The sequence below is a fragment of the uncultured Flavobacterium sp. genome, assembly GCF_951805225.1.
In the GTDB taxonomy this organism is placed as follows: Bacteria; Bacteroidota; Bacteroidia; order Flavobacteriales; family Flavobacteriaceae; genus Flavobacterium.
Window position 1 is genome coordinate 2,353,832 of record NZ_OX638201.1, and the last position, 17,243, is coordinate 2,371,074.

Here is a 17,243-nt window from a genome sequence, read left to right on the forward strand (position 1 = left end):
AGTATGAACTGTATTATTGTTGATGATGAACCTCTTGCTCGCGAAGCAATCGAAATGCTGATAGAACAAAACAAGACTTTACATTTATTAGGCTCTTTTAATAGTGCAGCTTCTGCATCTGAATTTATGGATGATCATAATGTTGAACTTATCTTTTTAGACATACAAATGCCAGGAATAAATGGAATTGAATTTGCTAAAAAGATTCCAAAAGAAACACTTGTTATATTTTCGACAGCATTTTCAGAATTTGCTTTAGACAGTTATGAAGTTGATGCTATTGATTATTTAATAAAACCGATACGTGAGGAACGTTTTCAAAAAAGCGTTGCTAAGGCTATTGCTTATTCTAAATTATTTAAAGCTGATCCTGTTGAAAATAAAATCGAAAGTATTGGAGATGATTACTTTTTTGTGAAAGCAGATCGCAAAATAATCAAACTATTTTTTAGTCAGATTCTATACATTGAAGGTTTAAAAGATTATGTTGTTCTGCATACAGCGAATCAGAAAATAGTCACGGCCATGAACATTAAAACTATACATGAAAAGCTTCCTCAAAAAATATTTGCACGAGTAAGTAAATCATATGTTATTAATATCAATAATATTGATTCTGTAGACAACAATACGATATACATTGGTGTCAACGAAATTCCGATAGGAAATATTTACAGAGATTCCTTTTTTGAACAATTTGTTACTGGAAAAATTTTAGGTAGATAAAAAAGAAATTACCCCTTTAACATGTTTAAAGATAGAAATGACAACTTCCTGTATTAACAGTTTTTATCATTTTGACCCTCACTATACATACAAACCGCTTATAAATAAAAATCCAAAATAATTATCTTACAAATTCACTTGCAAGTAAGCCAATTTCTTTAAATCATTCATAAAATGATTTGTAAATTGTTCAGTAACTGCTATACTTTTTATATAAATAGTATTTCTTTTGGTATTCATAATTTTATGTATTAGTTATTATCTGTTTAATTTATTTCGAAAAATAATATCCTTTACTTCTTTCTTTGAGAATGAAAAAATAAAGGGCGTAACAATAAAACAATTCAATAATGCAGTTTTGTATATAACCAAAACTCAACTTTAAAAAACATAACTTCTAATACTACAATACAGACCGGTATTACTCAGTTAGAAATATGTGTAAATATCAGTGTAACATAAAGGAAATTTACTAAGAACACTGATTATACTAATTTACTTTATGAACATTAAGTCCTGTTTATATTTTAAACATTGTTTCATTTTATAAAATGAAACGAAAAAAAAGATAAATTACCAGGCCAATATTAATTTTATCGCTGGTCACTAAATAAATTAAGAATTTTAATATTTAAACTAAGACCTCTTTAATAGATAAATAAGTATTTCTTCTTCGAGTTCTTTGGATAAGTTTTCACTTTTTAATTTTTGACTAAATATTTTCTCGATTTTTCTTTTTTGTTTTTCTGTAACCATTTTATTGCTGCAGTAATCATCGCAAATCATTTTAAATTTATCATCTACCAAATACCAAATTTTGATAGATTCGATAAAATCAGCAAATTTGACATTATACAATTCATTAGGTATTGACATATTCTATGATATTAAATGGAAACTATTGTAAAGTTAGAGATAACTGAAAAGAAATATTTTAAAAACAGGTTTCAAAATATAAAATGAAACATGATAAAGGTAAGTTTCTATACTGCCCTTCATATTCTGTAAAAGGAACAGGTCTTAACTTTTAAAATGAACTTGTTAAAGAAAGTGAACAGAAGGTTTATAAACATTACAGGAATTTTTCATGAAAAAAAGTCCCAAAATTCACATTCATGAAAAAACAGAATTGAGAATCCACGGAATAAAAGGGGAAAAATGGAAAAATCACTAGAATTTGGAAAGATACACTTCTTGAATGAGTTTAAAATTCTAAGATAAAAGTTATTACAAATACGATAGAATCCAACAAATTATCCATAGCGCTTTTAGACTTCTTTGAGGTTATGTTTTGTAAAAATTCGTGGTTTTTTCTTGTTTTTTTTACAAGATACATACAGAATAACGGTTTATAGCTATAGAATATTCTTTATTTTTACAACAAGTATAGATTTGAAGCAGTTAAATTCAAATTTTTCTTAAAGGTTTTTGTTAAATATTTGACTTTATTTGATTATTTTAATTGGATAACTTCGTCCCTCATATACAGTCTCTAATACTTTAACATCTTTTAATTTAATAGGATCAATTTTCATTGGATTTTCAGCTAAGATTACAAAATCTGCCTTTTTCCCTACCTTAACACTCCCTGTTACATCTTCCAAACGCAAAACAAAAGCAGCATTTGAAGTAATCCCTTTCAAAGCATTATAAACAGGAACTCTTTCTTCCGGAGCTAACAAATTCCCATCAGCTGTTATCCTATTTACAGCAACCCAAGCCAAAACTAATGGCTGAAGCGGTGCCATGGTAAAATCAGTATGCAATGCAAAAGGCACTTTATTTTTGAGTAACGAACCTAGTCGTACAAGCTCTGAACCTCTTGCTTTACCCAGAATTTTATCGCCCGAAAATTTATCGCCCATCGCAAATAAATAATATGGATTAGCCGATACAACAGCTCCTAAATCTGCAATTCTTTTAGCTTGTGCAGCTGATGATTGTCCAAAATGTTCAATAGTCAGACGATGGTCTTTCTGTGGACTTTCTTTTTGTAAAATTTCTAATTCATCTAAAATGGCTGTCAAACCACCGCTTCCATTGCAATGAATATGAATTGTATATCCTGCATTCCACCAAAAACGCATTGTTTTATGCAGCCGTTCCGGCTGCATAATCCACTCTCCATGATGACCATCATTAAAACCAGGCGCTTCTACCTGAAAAGCCTGACCAAAAAAAGCACCATCAGAAAATAGTTTTATACTATGTCCAATGATCATGTGGGGCGATTTTTTCTTCTCCAATTCTTTTACAATTATCAAGGTCTTTTCTCCATCTCCATTTATAACGCCCAATGTATTTAGGTCTGGAGTATAGTGTATGCGAAATGGTGTGTTTGGGTTATCTAAAATCGATGCAGTCATTTTTAAATCGGTTTCCATACTTCCGGAAGAACCTAATGCCATATCGCCAACCGTTGTAATTCCACCAAGGTGAACCACTTCACTAAATTTCTCCATCGCTTCCTTCATTACTTTTTCTCCCATTAAGTACGGAGCTAGTTTGGGTAATGCAATCGAGAAAAAACCTGCTTCTACAAATCGACCTTTTTTGTAATCAATCTGGCTATTCCCTTTTGCTTGGGCTTCTGTGATTTTAAATTTTTTAAGAGCAGCTGTATTAAAAAACATTTCGTGAGCCGAATATTGCCAGACTACGATAGGTCGGATAGTTGAAATAGAATCCAGCTCTGTACGCGATATACTGCCATGAAAAGGTTCCATATAACCCCACACTATTAATTGTTCCAAAGGGTCTTTCAATGCTTTATCATATTGAACCACTTTATCTATAAAAGGTTTATGCCCACGAACAGCAGTTACTTTCCCCCAGGGAAAATTCCAATCAAATGGCGACGCAAATTTTGTATTTAATATTACAGATCCAAGAATTGGATGTAAATGCGGATCAATAAACCCAGGCATCATGGTTTTTCCTTCCAGGTCATTCATTTTAGTTGTTTCGCCTTGAAATTTTTTGGCTTCGGATTTAGAACCAACGAAAAGAATTTTTCCATCTTTGATGGCTACGGCTTCAGCATAATTTGCAGTATCTCCTTCCATGGTTAGAATATCTCCACCATAATATATAGCATCGGCTAAACCTGTCATTTTTTTTGTTTTGAAGTCTGATTACAACTCACAAAGATCATTAAGAAAATTGTCAAAATAAATATGGTTATTTTTTTCATTTCAAGTATTTTGTTTAGTGTTACATCTTATTGAATGTATCAGCAACAGACTTACAATCAGTATTATTAAGTAAAAAAGATCCAATTCTGCTGTTAACAAATATAACCAAATTTTAGTATGAAAACAGGATTACTCATATCTTTAAAAGTTGTCAGATGTCACGTAAATTTTCTGCCATCAGCTTCATTTTGCTGGAAATTAAATATGGTTCGAATCCTGCCATTGTCTAATTTTCTCCAATTCTGTTTTGTAAAATTTAAAAGAGTTGATTTTTTCTCTTATTTGCTGTAAAACTGTATTTTTCTTTTCAAACAATTAAAAATTACAAAATTCATTTTAAGCAAGCTAAACTTTGCTCTTTTATTGGGAAATATTTAAAAATTAGCTTTTTGTACTTTAGTAATACTTAGGAATCAATTCCCTTTTTAATGTAAATGAAAAATGCTGAAGAATAAAAAATGTAAATTAGCCTAAATTTGCAATTGCACTTCCTGCTGCTCCAGAAAATTTTTCTTTGGAAATCAATGTCACTTTTTTAAGCTGTTAAGGTTAGATTTTAAAACTAATAAAAACATAAAAGATTGTAACTGGCAATACTTGTTTTGTGAAATTTTTGTATACTATCTCTTTATGACTCAAAACCAGATTCTAAGTTCGAAAAAGCAAAGCAGATTAATCCCTTTTATTTTTTCTTAATCATGAGTAAAGGTACTCCTATTTAATATGTGGAAAATTCAGTATGCAAATTAAAATTAACTTATCAATACCTGTAAAGACTCTGCACTTCCAATGCAGAGTCTTTTAGTTCATATCTCTGAGGATTTTATTATTTCTTAGATGGCTTAATTATAAAAAAATAAAGCTTCTTTTTTATAGTTAACCATTTTTATTTTCGCTCTAACTGTATGTTGCAGATCTTATTATAAGCTACTGGAATTTGCTCAACCTGCACATCACTTTTGTCTAAGCCGAAAGCTTTCTCATCGCTTAACCCTAATTTTTTAAGAAAGAAATATCCTTTTAATAAGAATCCGTCACGTAATTCAAATTCATTTTCTACTGAAAGGAATTTTTCGATCACAACAAATTTAAAATCAGGTTCGTTGTTATATTTCGTCGAACCATCTGGGCGGATATGCAGATTTAGTTCTTTACTTGCTACCAATTCCTGTACAATTTTTTTGAAATACAATTCGGCTCTTGGCTGTACTCTAAAACCAACATTGATATTTATTTTTATCACTTTATCATCAACCAACTCCGAAACATCATACGAAAGAGTAAATGGATCCTCAGTACGATTAATGTGAAGAAACCAGTACACATCGGCACGTTTTGGTTTTTTGGCAAAAATTGATTTGATAATTTTTTCTTCTATTTCATGTCTTCTGTCAGCTTTAGTCAGATAAATTAAATGCGTTGCAAATTTTGGTATAACATCATCCTGACTTAATTCTGTCAATTGTTCACTGTATTTTCCTAATTCTACAAATTTGGTGTAGCTATTATTAATTTTTCGTGCATAATACCACACGTACATTACCATAAATATAAATAATTCAAAAAACAAAAACATCCAGCGTTCCTTTATTTTAGCCACATTAGCTATAAAAAATGAAATTTCAATAGCGCCAAAAACAACTAAAAACCCTATGACATAAATTTTATTCCATTTTAATCGATAATATATAAAATAACTTAATAATAAGGAAGTCATCATCATTGTGATGGTTATGGAAAACCCGTAAGCAGCTTCCATATGTGCGCTTCTTTTAAAATAAACCATCATTAAAACACAGCCAAACCAAAGCATGGTATTTACACTTGGTATATAAATTTGACCTTTGCTATCGCTGGGCTGGCTTACAGTAACCCTCGGCCAAAAGTTAAGATTCATTGCTTCGCTTATTAAAGTAAAACTTCCGCTTATTAAAGCCTGTGAAGCAATTATGGTTGCCATTGTAGCAATTATTATACTGGGTAAAAGAAACCATCTTGGAATAATTTCAAAAAATGGATTTCTGTCATTTAGCAAAACTTGTCCTTGGTGCATGAGCCATGCCGCCTGCCCCAAATAGGCAGTTACCAGACTTATTTTTACATAAATCCAAGTGATACGAATATTTTTGATGCCACAGTGTCCCAAATCCGAATATAAAGCTTCAGCACCAGTTGTACAAAGAAAAACGGCTCCTAAAAGCCAAAAGCCATTCGGGTAATTAATTAATAAATTATACGCATGATAGGGATTTAAGGCAGTGATTATATCAGGATGAATTACAATTTCATTAATTCCAAAAACAATCAGCATTGTGAACCAAAGTGTCATAATCGGGCCAAATGCTTTACCTATAACCTGAGTTCCGAAACGTTGAAAAAAAAATAAAAGTGAGATAATGGCAACTACAATTCCGATGGTAAGCGTATTTCCCGGAATAATAACATTTTCCAATCCTTTGACCATACCTAAACCTTCGATGGCTGATGAAACAGAAATTGGCGGGGTAATAATTCCGTCTGCAAGTAATGTTGTTGCTCCAAGAATAGTAGGAATTACTAATTTTTTACCGTAACGCCTAACGAGTGCGTAAAGCGAAAATATCCCTCCTTCACCGTGATTATCTGCCCGGAGTGTAAGCCAGATATATTTAATTGTCGTTTGAAAGACTAAAGTCCAAAACACACATGAAACTCCTCCATATACTAAAGTTAAATCTATATTTCGTGCACCAATTATGGCTCTAAAAACATATAAAGGACTTGTACCAATATCTCCATATATTATACCGAGTGCAACTAAAAGTGAAGCAATTGTTACTTTGTTTTTAATGCCATTTTTTGAAGTATCCATTTTAATTTGTTAAAAATTTAATGGCGCAAAGTTCGACGAAATGATATTTGTAAAATATAAAGAAGTATGCTTAAAATATAAAGATTTTATAAAGATTAACTAAAACGGTAACCGACACCGCTTTCAGTAACAATATGTTTGGGCTGATTAGGGTTTTCTTCAATTTTTTTGCGCAATGTTGCCACAAAAACACGTAGATATTGAGTTTCGGTTTGATACCCTATCCCCCAGATTTCTTTTAGAAGATACTGATGTGTTAAAACTCGTCCTTCATTTTTTACAAAAAGAGTTAATAAATTGAATTCCGTTGCCGTCAATTTTAAAATTTCATTATTTTTTTTCACTATTCGGGCACTAAAATCAATTTCTAATTCTCCATAATTTGAAATATTGCTGTCTTCATCTCTTTGATTGCGTCTAATAACAGATCGGACTCTTGCCAATAATTCAGCTGTTCTAAATGGTTTTGCCAGATAATCTGTTGCGTGATTGTCCAATGCTTTTACAATATCTTTTTCGCTGTTTTGCACAGAAAGAATAATAATTCCTTTAGTGTACCAGGTACGTAATTCTTTCAGCACTTCATGGCCACTTTTGTCTGGCAGGCCAATATCCAGTAAAATTAAATCCGGCGGATGGTTCACTGCCATTAGTATACCACTTTTACCTGTTTCAGCCTGCCAAACTTTATAATCGTTACTTTCCAAAGTAATTTCGAGCAGTTTCCTAATTGGTGCTTCGTCGTCTATAATTAATATTTTGGCTTTATTCATTCTTTAAATTTTTTAAATAGGAAGTTTCAACAGGCAATTTTAGCGTAAATTTTGCTCCGCCTGTTGTATTGTTTTCCAATTCTATAGTCCCATCATGTGCCTCTACAAATCCTTTTACAATTGACAGTCCCAATCCGCTTCCGCCGCTTTTACTTTTTTGCAGTCTGTAAAATTTATCAAAAACAAGTTGTATCTCATCTTCAGGTAAACCATTGCCATTGTCGGAAACAGAAATAATACAAGTAGAAATCTCGTATTTGATATCAATCTCAATAATTGTATCCTTTGGAGTGTAAAGCAGTGCATTATAAATTAGATTACGCATTATTTCCTCCATCAACCCGGTATCTAATTTAAAAAAAGGCAGATTTTCCTTTGGTTTAAAAAATATAATATGATTACTGCCTAACGGTACTAATTTTTGAATAACACTGTTTATCAATTCTTCAGTATCACACCAATCTTTTTTCAACTGCAGTATTCCGGTATCCAGTCGGCTCATATTTAAGAGATTTTCTACCTGCTGATTGAGCCTAATACTGGCCTTGTCTATTTCATCTAATAAAACTTCTTGATTTTCTGCAGAAACGATAGTCCCTTTTTCTTTTAAAAGATCAACAGCTCCTATTATTGTAGCAATTGGTGTTCGCAATTCGTGTGAAATTGAATTCAATAAAACATTGTAGAGTTTTATGGTTTTTATTTTTTCTTCTATATCTCTTGCTTTTTCTCTTGCTTTGTTTTCAGATTCACGGATTTTGAAAGTTAAAACCGCATTTACTAATGCAATAATAATGTACATCATAAATAGCAGGACGTCTTCGGTATTCGTAATTTCAAATGAAAAAAGAGGCTTGATGAAAAAGAAATTCAAAATTAAACCGCTTAAGATTGCGGTTATTAACACTGGAAAAATATCAAATAGTACCGCAAGAACAGAAACAGTCATTAGTAAAATTAATGCCGTAATTCTATAATCGATCCATTGTGAAGATAAAAAACAAAGTGCCGAAATTAGTAAAACTAATGTAATACTAATAATGGACTGCTTTTCAATGGAGTATACTTTAACTGTCAGCCTTTTCAAAATAGAAATAATTTTGGTGTGAGCAAAAGTACTTAAATATTAAACTGCTTAAAATAAAAGTTTCCATCCAGGGTTTAATTTTGCCAATTTCATTTACCTTAAGCAGTTTTTACCTCTCTTACTATTTAGACATTTAATAATTTGTCCATTAATCAAAGTTTATTATTTCCTATGATCTTACAAACTTATTAAAGCAAATCCTGAATTTCAGTGCCCGATTAATAATGATACTATCATTCTCCTTTTTGATATTTATTTGAATAGCTGTCATTTTAATTCGTATTTTTAACAAGATATAAAACATTACAATACAGCAATATAAATAAAATCAGAATATCATTAATATTTATAATGCCACTTTAATATTTTAAAAAAAAATCAGTTTCAGTCTTATTTTAAAGAACAAAAATCTAATTTAAATACAAACAGCAATGAAAATAAGAAGCAAAATTCTTACAAATTTACTTATCCTTACTGTCCTAATTCTCAATCAGAATGCGGAAGCCTGCACAAGAGTGGTATACAAGGGATTAAATGGAATGATTATTACGGCACGTTCTATGGACTGGAAGACCGATATTGCGGCTAATTTATGGATTTTCCCCCGCGCAATGGATAGAAATGGTGAAGCAGGAACCAATTCTTTAAAATGGAAATCCAAATACGGAAGTGTCATAACAAGCTCCTGGGACATTGCTTCCTCTGACGGCATGAATGAAAAAGGCCTTGTGAGTAATCTTCTATGGCTGGCGGAGTCCAATTTCCCTGCTTTCGAAAAAAACGGAAATAAAAAAGGACTGGCAGTTTCACTCTGGCTACAATATACATTAGATAATTTTGCGACGGTAGCAGAAGCAGTGGAAGCATTTTCAAAGAATGATTTTGTGGTTGTTTCCTCTCACATTCCCGGAACGGATATTTTTGCTACTGTTCATTTATCTGTTTCTGATCCGACTGGAGACAATGCTATTTTTGAATATATCAACGGAAAACTAGTCATACATCATGATCCAAAATTCACTGTAATGACCAACTCCCCGATTTTTGAAGAACAATTGGCAATAAACAGCTACTGGAAAGGAATTCCGGGAACCATTATGCTGCCCGGAACAAACAGAGCTGCAGACAGATTTACAAGAGCCTCCTATTATATTGACGCAATCCCAAAAACAGACAATACAAGAGAGGCAATAGCTAGTGTGTTTGGAGTGATCAGAAATTGCTCTGTACCTCTTGGTATTTCGTCGCCAACAGAACCAAATATTTCCTCTACCAGATGGAGAACTGTAGCAGACCAAAAAAATCTTGTCTATTATTTCGATAATGTACTAAATCCAAACGTAATATGGGTTGAATTTAGCAAAATTGACTTTAGTGAAAAAGCCAAAGTCAGAAAACTGAGTTTGGAAAATAACGAAAATTACTCCGGAGATTCTTTGATGAATTTTAAAGCGACACAGCCATTTAAGTTTGCTGGCTTAGACTAGAATTAAAGTATCTTGATCTTAAACAAAATCCATAGATCTCCTTTCAAATGAATTTGCGGTCTATGGTTTATCTCTTTACCTATTTATTTTTCAAATACAAAAAATAATTCCTTTTGTATACAATTTCAAAAAAATCAAAATTATAACTTAAATTTCAGCATTTAATCTTATCAAAATAAATTAATAATACTTATACAATATATAATCAGCTGATTAATTTTTTAATCATACCATTAAAAATAAAACCGTGAAAAGGCAAAACTGAATACCAATAAAGTTTACCCATTATTCCTCTGGGCTTAAATGTAGCAGTCTGATATAATGTATTTTTGATAATCTTAAATTCAAGCCAGGCTTCACCGGGCAATTTCATTTCTGCATATAAAATCAATTTTCCCTGTTCTTTATTGGCATATATTACCCGCCAAAAATCCAGGGCATCACCTGAATGTATTTCATTTTTATGAGTTCTGCCTCTTCTGGCTCCAACCCCTCCAAAAACCTTATCTATAAATCCGCGTAAGCTCCAGAGCCAGTCCCCATAATACCAGCCTGTTTCTCCACCAATACACCAGATTTTTTCAATCGTGTATTCCCTGTTTATAATATCTTCTTTTCTACGATCAATAAAACAGTCCTTTTTTGGAACTTTTAGATAATGGCCAACATTTCCCTTAAATTGCCCGCTGATCAAAGAATCCTTCCAACTCGAAACAATATTATCTTCATTAATTTTTAGAAGTGCTCTATCCAAAGCCTGCTTGTAAGTAATTGGAGTTACTCCCAAAAGATCATTAATCCTGTTGTCATTACAAATCACTTCTACCTTCATGCTGCTGACCAGTGCAGAAGCTAACTTAAAAGAGGTCGAGGTTACAAAATAGAGCCAATACGAAGACAATTTTGGAGTCATTACCGGAATGGTAAAAATATATCTTTTTAGTTTTTTTGCTTTAGCGAACTGCAATAACATCTCTTTATAAGATACTATATCCGGGCCTCCTATATCAAAACTCTCATCATAGGTTACAGGGTTCAGTAACGACTTTGTTAAAAACTCTAAAACATCCGTAATAGCTATGGGCTGGCATTTGGTATTGAGCCATGTTGGAGTAATCATAACCGGCAATTTATTGACTAAATCGCGTATTATTTCAAATGATGCACTTCCCGATCCTACTATGATTCCAGCCCTTAAAGTTGTCGTTGGAATTGTTCCCGTTTTTAAAATATCTTCGACAGCTTTTCTCGACGACAGATGCTTGGATAACGACTTATCATTTACTATTCCGCTTAAATAAATAATTTGTTTTGCATTTGTTTTATTTATTTTTTCTACAAAATAATTTGCTGAAATACTTTCCAATTCATCATAATTACTTGCAGAACCCGACATAGAATGAATCAGATAATAAGCCGCAACGATATCATCGGGGATACTTTCCAGACTCTCGGGATTTAGAAAATCAACTTCGATGACTTGTATGTTATTTTTAAATTTTTCAGGAAAATAAAACCTGTTTTTATCTCTTACACAGCAAACCACATCATGTCCTTGCTCAATAAGCAAAGGTAAAATTCGTTTTCCTATATAACCTGTTGCACCTGTTAAGAGAATTTTCATGATCTATTTCTTTATAATTTAAAGCTTACCAAACCATAATCCATCTGGAAAATCTGGCCGGAAATAGATCTCGCATTTTCAGAAATCAGATAATTAGCCATTTGAGCTACTTCTTCAGGCTTGAGATAATTTTTCATCGGATGGCGCTCCATCATATTTTCCTTCATCCGATCATTTCGTAAAATAGAAGCGGTCAATGAGGTGTCAGTAATGGTGGGTGCAATGGCATTGATACGTATTGTCGGAGCCAGCTCAGCCCCAAGTGATTTTACCAGCCCTTCAACCCCTGATTTAGCCGCAGCGATACTGGCATGAAAAGGCATTCCTAATTTTGCGGCAACAGTACTAAATAAAACAATTGATGGATTTTTTCCTTGCTTTAAAACAGGCAGGTATTGCTGAATTACTCTTACGGCTCCAATGACATTAATTTCAAAATCATCTCTGAAATCGTTAGTACTCAGACTTAAAATGGGCTTCAGATTGATCGATCCGGGACAATAAATTAAAGCATCAATACTTTCGATTTCAGGCAATACATCTTGCAGAACATCGATCGAAAAATGAACTAAATTAGGATGCGAAATATCAGGTGTTGTCCTGCTGATATTATAAACAAAATTATTTTCTAATTGCTGTAGCAAAATAGCACTGCCAATTCCTTTACTGCCTCCGATAATTACAATTTTATCCATTTCCGTTCGACTTTAAAAATTTAGTATTGCTGTTTTGTTAGTTGGCATTAGTTGCATTTATATGTTAAAGATAATAATTGTTTAACAATTATTATTAAATGTTAAACAAAATAATATTTTAATTATCTTCGTAAAAGAACTTTTGTCTATTACATTTATAATTTAAAAAAAGTTCATAATCATTATTTAATGCAATAAGTAATTTTATGAAAAATAAAAAAATTAGTTTCTCTGATGTTGAATTAGATCGTATTCTAGAAATGGCCTGGGAGGATCGAACTACTTTTGATACTATAGAGCTTCAGTTTAATTTATCAGAAGCGGATGTAAAAGTGGAGTTGATACCTTATTTGCGACTAAAAGCTTAGGCAGTATTTATCTGAATTTGTAAAAAATGATGATATATTGCCTAAAATTTCTGACTGCCAGCTAATTTTATTCCTGCTAATTTTAACAGCATGAAAAATACAAGGAGAACCTTTACTTTAAGCTTTAAGATTCTGGCCGCTTCCATGAGCATCCATTGCTGAAGAGTCTGTGACGTGGCAAGAGAACTCAACATCAGTACAAATACCCTTCAGCACTGGAAGAAGCTTTACCAGGAAGGCAGATTTACCATAAAGAAAACTTCAGCTGAAATATCCCATAAAAATGAGCTGCAGAAGCTTCGGAAACAGATAAAAGAATTAGAAATTGAAAGGGACATCCTAAAAAAGGCTCAAAATATCTTCTCCAAGAGCGGCAGGTGAAATATGAATTCATCAGAGAAAATGCTGAAATATTTCCTGTCGAGAAGATGTGCCGGATTTTTCAGATCCACAAAAGCAGTTTCTTCCGCTGGAGGAAAAGAACACCCACATCAAAGTCTGTGCGGAAAGCCCATATAATAAAAGAAATTATAAGAATTTACCACTGGAGCCAATGCCGATACGGAAGCCCGAGAATTGCTAAAGAATTAGATTCCATCGGGATAAAAGTTTCCAGAAAATTTGTAGGGCAGATTATGAAGGAAAACCATCTGAGAAGCATTGCAAAATCTAAATATAAAAAGACTACAAACCCACCCCGTAATAACAGATCAGCAGAAAACAGATTAGAACAGATTTTTAAGACATCCAGAAGAAACGAAATCTGGGTTTCTGATATCACCTACATCGAAACAGATGAAGGCTGGATCTATCTCACTGTGGTGATAGACCTTTTTGACCGTAAAGTGATCGGCTGGTCAATCAGCGAAACAATGAGAGCAAAAGATACAAGCATCACCTCTTTAACGAAAGCTCTTTTAAATCGTCCATTGCAGAACAATCAGGAACTACTCTTTCACTCAGACCAAGGAAAGCAATATGCCTGCCGTGAATTTATTGCTTTATTAGCCACAAATAAAATAACCCAAAGCATGAGCCGAAAAGGAAACTGCTATGATAACGCGATAGCAGAAAGCTTCTTCAAGACATTAAAGGTAGAACTGGTATACCAAAATAAATATAAGACTAAAGAGAAAGCAGAAAAATCAATAACCGATTATATCGAGAACTTTTACAACACCTGCAGGAGACATTCTGCACTCGGAAACTTAACCATCGAAGAGTTTCAGAATCAGCAGGCAATTAAATAATAGCTTTTCTTATGATGCTAGAGTTAAACTGGGTGCACAATCGATGCATTTAGATTTAACAAGAACTGATAATACTGTATTAAAACAATTTGAAGGCTCAAGTTCGAAACATTACTAGCCCAACAATTCTGTCGACAGGGTCGGCAGAATTTATTTTCCATATTCAAATGTTTTCAAAATTAGATTATATTCATTAAATTAGCAGTATGGATAAAGAAGCAGAATCAGGACTCGATTTTATAATTGACAAATTAACAAACTCAATAGAAAACGTGATTACTGGAGATAGTTTTCAGACTGAAATTTCTATTCTCCAAAATTCTGATTTAAAGTCTTTAACAAAGAAAAATGGCTGGCTTTTTAATTGGAATGAAGAATTTAAAAATCCAATTAGAGATGTTTATAAACTTACAATCTTTGGAAATTCAAAAATAATTCAAGGTCTTATCAGCTTAGAAGTTAAGTCAGATCATGTCTATATGCATCTTGTTGAAAGTGCTCCATTCAATAAAGGACAAACAAAGGTTTATGCTGGTGTAGCTGGTAATCTAGTTGCTTATGCTTGTAAATTATCTTTTCAGCGCGGTCACGATGGAAATGTTTCTTTTCTTTCAAAATCGCAATTAGTTGATCATTATGAAAAAACACTTGGAGCATTCCATTTCGGTGGTAGAATTATGATAATTGAAACAAAATCAGCTTTGAAATTAATCAATAAATATTTTCAAAATAAATAATTATGAAAACTAAAAAATTAGATTTAGATATAGACAGTATTGGTGGACTAAGTTCTCTAACATTAGCTGAAGAAAAAGCTTTAAGCGATTTTTTTCAAAAGAAAAAACTAACAAAAAAGAAAACTGAGAAAAAGAAATTAATACTTAAAAATTAGAACGGTTCTGTCGCATCTATCAGAATCAGATATAAGAATTTAAGTAATTTAAAATTTAGCCCGCCAATTTACAGAATGATTTAAACATAGATATCCCGGGTTTGACCATCTGATTCTTTCTTAGCATATGCACAACTTCAATTCCACTCAATGTTCGTTTTGCCGATTCAAAACTTTTAAAACCTAATCCGTTTTGTATGCGCCATTTTATAAATCGATGGTCCTGTTCGACAATATTGTTGAGATATTTACACTGTCGGATTTTAATCTTTGAGAATGAACGTTTGTTATAGACTTTGATCGCTGCTGTATTAGAACCGCTTTTATCAATGTTTATTACTCTTGGCCGGAAATTATTACCAATTGCTTTAATTAGAAAAGACTGAGCGCTCATTCTTTGTCTTTTTCTGGTCAAAAGAAAGTCAACCGTATGGCCTAATTTATCTACTGCTCGATATAAATAACACCAAATTCCTTTTACTTTGATATAGGTCTCATCCAATCTCCAGCTCGCCCCCACTCTGCCTTTTCTCTTCTTCATCTCTGCCTCAATGAAAGGCGTAAACTTATAAACCCAGCGTTGGATAGTGGCATGATCAACAATCACACCCCTAATCTTCATTATTTCTTCAACTTCACGATAACTAAGTGTAAATCTTAATTTAAAATACACTGCCTGAAGAATTATGTATTTTGGATAACAATGACCTTTAGTATTCATCTTTTGATCGGTTTAAAATTCTAAAGATAAAAGTTATTCCCAGATGCGACAGAACCAAAATTTACACTTCAAAAAACATTAACCTGAAATGAAAAAGCCAAAGCAAAAAAATCTCGCACTGTTATGCAGTATTGCTATTACGGGCATCCTGTTCACCTGCTGCACTTCGGTAAAGGAATATCAAAAAGGAAAAATCAACGATTCTGAAATGGTGCTTTCTAACAGAAAAATCGAAAAGACAGAACTCAGTTTTCAATCCTACCGTGAAGGAGCTTCCGGAGCAAATTCAGGAAAAAGCGGCGGTGGCTGCGGTTGTAACTAATTTTCATGCCTTAAAAAATGAAAAGAATATTCATAACAGGATTTGCTTTATTGGCGCTATTTCAGGTAAGAGCACAAAATGTTCGTACTGATTCTACCAGTTACAAAAGCAAAAAATTAAAATTGGAAGAAGTTAATCTAGTTTCGAGCTATTATAAACAGGACGGAAACAATTCAGCCGTTACGGGCGGAATTGGTTCTGAACATCTAACCGACATTGCAAACACAATAGATGTTAAACTGGTAAAATACGGAGAAACCGGAATCAAGCATACTTTTGATATCGAAGCCGGTATTGATCATTATACCTCAGCATCATCAGATATGATTGATTTGAGTGCAAATTCATCTGCTTCATCTTCAGACAATCGCTTCTACCCTTCTTTGACTTATCTGAGAGAAAATGAAGAAAAAGGCAGGACAATCGGCATCGGCGTTTCATCATCAACAGAGTTTGATTACCAATCTTTTGGAGGAAATGTTAGCTTCTCACAAAAAACAAAAGACAGAAATGGAGAATTTACCGCTAAATTCCAAACCTTTATAGATCAGCTGAAACTAATTGAACCCGTTGAGCTTCGTGCTCCAGGAAGTGAAGGTTATGACAGTGCCAACCGAAATACTTTTGCAGGAACTTTAAGTTACTCTCAGGTTGTAAACAAAAATCTACAGGTAATGCTTGTAGGTGATGTTATCAGCCAAAACGGATATTTAAGCCTGCCTTTTCACAGAGTTTATTTTGCAGATGGTTCAGTGCATCAGGAAAAAATGCCGGATACCCGATTAAAAATTCCATTGGGAATCAGAGGAAGCTATTTTTTAGGAGATAATGTAATCATTAGAGCTTATTACAGATATTATACTGATGATTGGAACTTAAAAGCACATACCGCTGATCTGGAAATTCCTGTAAAATTAACACAGGCCTTTTCAGTTAGTCCATTTTACAGATATTATACTCAAACCGGAACGAAATATTTTAGACCATATGGCGAACATACTGCTTCTGATGAATATTACACTAGTAATTATGATCTATCTAAGTTTGACAGCAGTTTCTTTGGAATGGGAATGAAATTTACACCGCTAAACGGATTATTTGGGTTAAAACACTGGAATACTTTAGAGATTCGTTACGGGCATTACACACGAACTACTAATATGACTTCTGATATTATTAGCATTAACATCAAATATAAATAACAGCTAATCAAACACATACATTGAATAAAATTTTAGGCATGTTTCTTGTTT

Annotated in this window: 16 protein-coding genes; 8 read left to right on the forward strand and 8 right to left on the reverse strand. The window is 32.8% G+C overall.

The genetic code is table 11. From position 1 onward, the window contains the following. The first annotated feature begins 3 nt into the window (after positions 1–3). Positions 4–726 carry a LytTR family DNA-binding domain-containing protein gene (locus WN975_RS09640; protein ID WP_337966350.1) on the forward strand — a complete coding sequence of 241 codons (723 nt, stop codon included), beginning with the start codon at positions 4–6 and terminating at the stop codon, positions 724–726. A 636-nt stretch (positions 727–1,362) separates the two neighbouring features. Here WN975_RS09640 and WN975_RS09645 read toward each other — a convergent pair. The 5 genes from WN975_RS09645 to WN975_RS09665 all read right to left on the reverse strand — a co-directional run bounded on the left by WN975_RS09645 (position 1,363) and on the right by WN975_RS09665 (position 8,631). Continuing rightward, entirely contained in the window at positions 1,363–1,602 is a 240-nt protein-coding gene (locus WN975_RS09645) for a hypothetical protein (protein WP_337966351.1), read from the reverse strand. Between the two features lie 569 nt (positions 1,603–2,171). Then, positions 2,172–3,839 carry an amidohydrolase gene (locus WN975_RS09650; protein WP_337966352.1) on the reverse strand — a complete coding sequence of 556 codons (1,668 nt, stop codon included), beginning with the start codon at positions 3,837–3,839 and terminating at the stop codon, positions 2,172–2,174. Positions 3,840–4,806: 967 nt separating this feature from the next. Continuing rightward, positions 4,807–6,771 carry a KUP/HAK/KT family potassium transporter gene (locus WN975_RS09655; protein WP_337966353.1) on the reverse strand — a complete coding sequence of 655 codons (1,965 nt, stop codon included), beginning with the start codon at positions 6,769–6,771 and terminating at the stop codon, positions 4,807–4,809. A 95-nt stretch (positions 6,772–6,866) separates the two neighbouring features. Further along, positions 6,867–7,544, reverse strand: a complete 678-nt coding sequence (locus WN975_RS09660) for a response regulator transcription factor (RefSeq protein WP_337966354.1) — start codon at positions 7,542–7,544, stop codon at positions 6,867–6,869. Further along, positions 7,537–8,631, reverse strand: coding sequence for an ATP-binding protein (locus WN975_RS09665; RefSeq protein ID WP_337966355.1), 1,095 nt, complete (start codon positions 8,629–8,631; stop codon positions 7,537–7,539). Before WN975_RS09665 ends, WN975_RS09660 begins: the two co-directional genes overlap by 8 nt. 431 nt (positions 8,632–9,062) lie before the next feature. Here WN975_RS09665 and WN975_RS09670 point away from each other — a divergent pair, with 431 nt between their 5' ends. Next, complete coding sequence (locus WN975_RS09670) at positions 9,063–10,118, forward strand: linear amide C-N hydrolase (RefSeq protein ID WP_337966356.1); 1,056 nt, start codon at positions 9,063–9,065, stop codon at positions 10,116–10,118. A 205-nt stretch (positions 10,119–10,323) separates the two neighbouring features. Here WN975_RS09670 and WN975_RS09675 read toward each other — a convergent pair whose 3' ends face one another. Together WN975_RS09675 and WN975_RS09680 are read right to left on the reverse strand one after the other, a co-directional pair. After that, positions 10,324–11,742 (reverse strand): SDR family oxidoreductase, encoded by a 1,419-nt coding sequence (locus WN975_RS09675; protein WP_337966357.1) that lies wholly within the window; start codon positions 11,740–11,742, stop codon positions 10,324–10,326. Between the two features lie 11 nt (positions 11,743–11,753). Beyond that, positions 11,754–12,437, reverse strand: coding sequence for an SDR family oxidoreductase (locus WN975_RS09680; protein WP_337966358.1), 684 nt, complete (start codon positions 12,435–12,437; stop codon positions 11,754–11,756). A 206-nt stretch (positions 12,438–12,643) separates the two neighbouring features. Here WN975_RS09680 and WN975_RS09685 point away from each other — a divergent pair, with 206 nt between their 5' ends. The 4 genes from WN975_RS09685 (at position 12,644) to WN975_RS09700 (ending at position 14,947) form a co-directional block, all read left to right on the forward strand. Next, on the forward strand, positions 12,644–12,805 hold the full coding sequence (locus tag WN975_RS09685; protein ID WP_338140817.1) for a DUF2805 domain-containing protein: 162 nt from the start codon (positions 12,644–12,646) through the stop codon (positions 12,803–12,805). Between the two features lie 377 nt (positions 12,806–13,182). Further along, the gene (locus WN975_RS09690; protein WP_109746267.1) at positions 13,183–14,055 is read left to right on the forward strand and encodes an IS3 family transposase; all 873 of its coding nucleotides are present in this window, start codon (positions 13,183–13,185) and stop codon (positions 14,053–14,055) included. 206 nt (positions 14,056–14,261) lie between these two features. Beyond that, on the forward strand, positions 14,262–14,792 hold the full coding sequence (locus WN975_RS09695; protein ID WP_042565294.1) for a hypothetical protein: 531 nt from the start codon (positions 14,262–14,264) through the stop codon (positions 14,790–14,792). A gap of 2 nt (positions 14,793–14,794) precedes the next feature. Continuing rightward, positions 14,795–14,947: a hypothetical protein gene (locus WN975_RS09700; protein WP_165571361.1), complete on the forward strand. Its 153-nt coding sequence runs from the start codon at positions 14,795–14,797 to the stop codon at positions 14,945–14,947. A gap of 55 nt (positions 14,948–15,002) precedes the next feature. On the opposite strand, the gene WN975_RS09705 is transcribed toward WN975_RS09700, so the two are convergent. Next, a complete protein-coding gene (locus WN975_RS09705; protein ID WP_109746268.1) occupies positions 15,003–15,668 on the reverse strand; it encodes an IS6 family transposase in 666 nt (221 codons plus the stop codon). An 88-nt stretch (positions 15,669–15,756) separates the two neighbouring features. Between WN975_RS09705 and WN975_RS09710 the strand changes: the two genes are divergently transcribed. Further along, positions 15,757–15,990: a DUF4266 domain-containing protein gene (locus tag WN975_RS09710; protein ID WP_337966359.1), complete on the forward strand. Its 234-nt coding sequence runs from the start codon at positions 15,757–15,759 to the stop codon at positions 15,988–15,990. A 17-nt stretch (positions 15,991–16,007) separates the two neighbouring features. Next, positions 16,008–17,192 (forward strand): DUF3570 domain-containing protein, encoded by a 1,185-nt coding sequence (locus WN975_RS09715; protein ID WP_337966360.1) that lies wholly within the window; start codon positions 16,008–16,010, stop codon positions 17,190–17,192. Positions 17,193–17,243 lie beyond the last annotated feature (51 nt).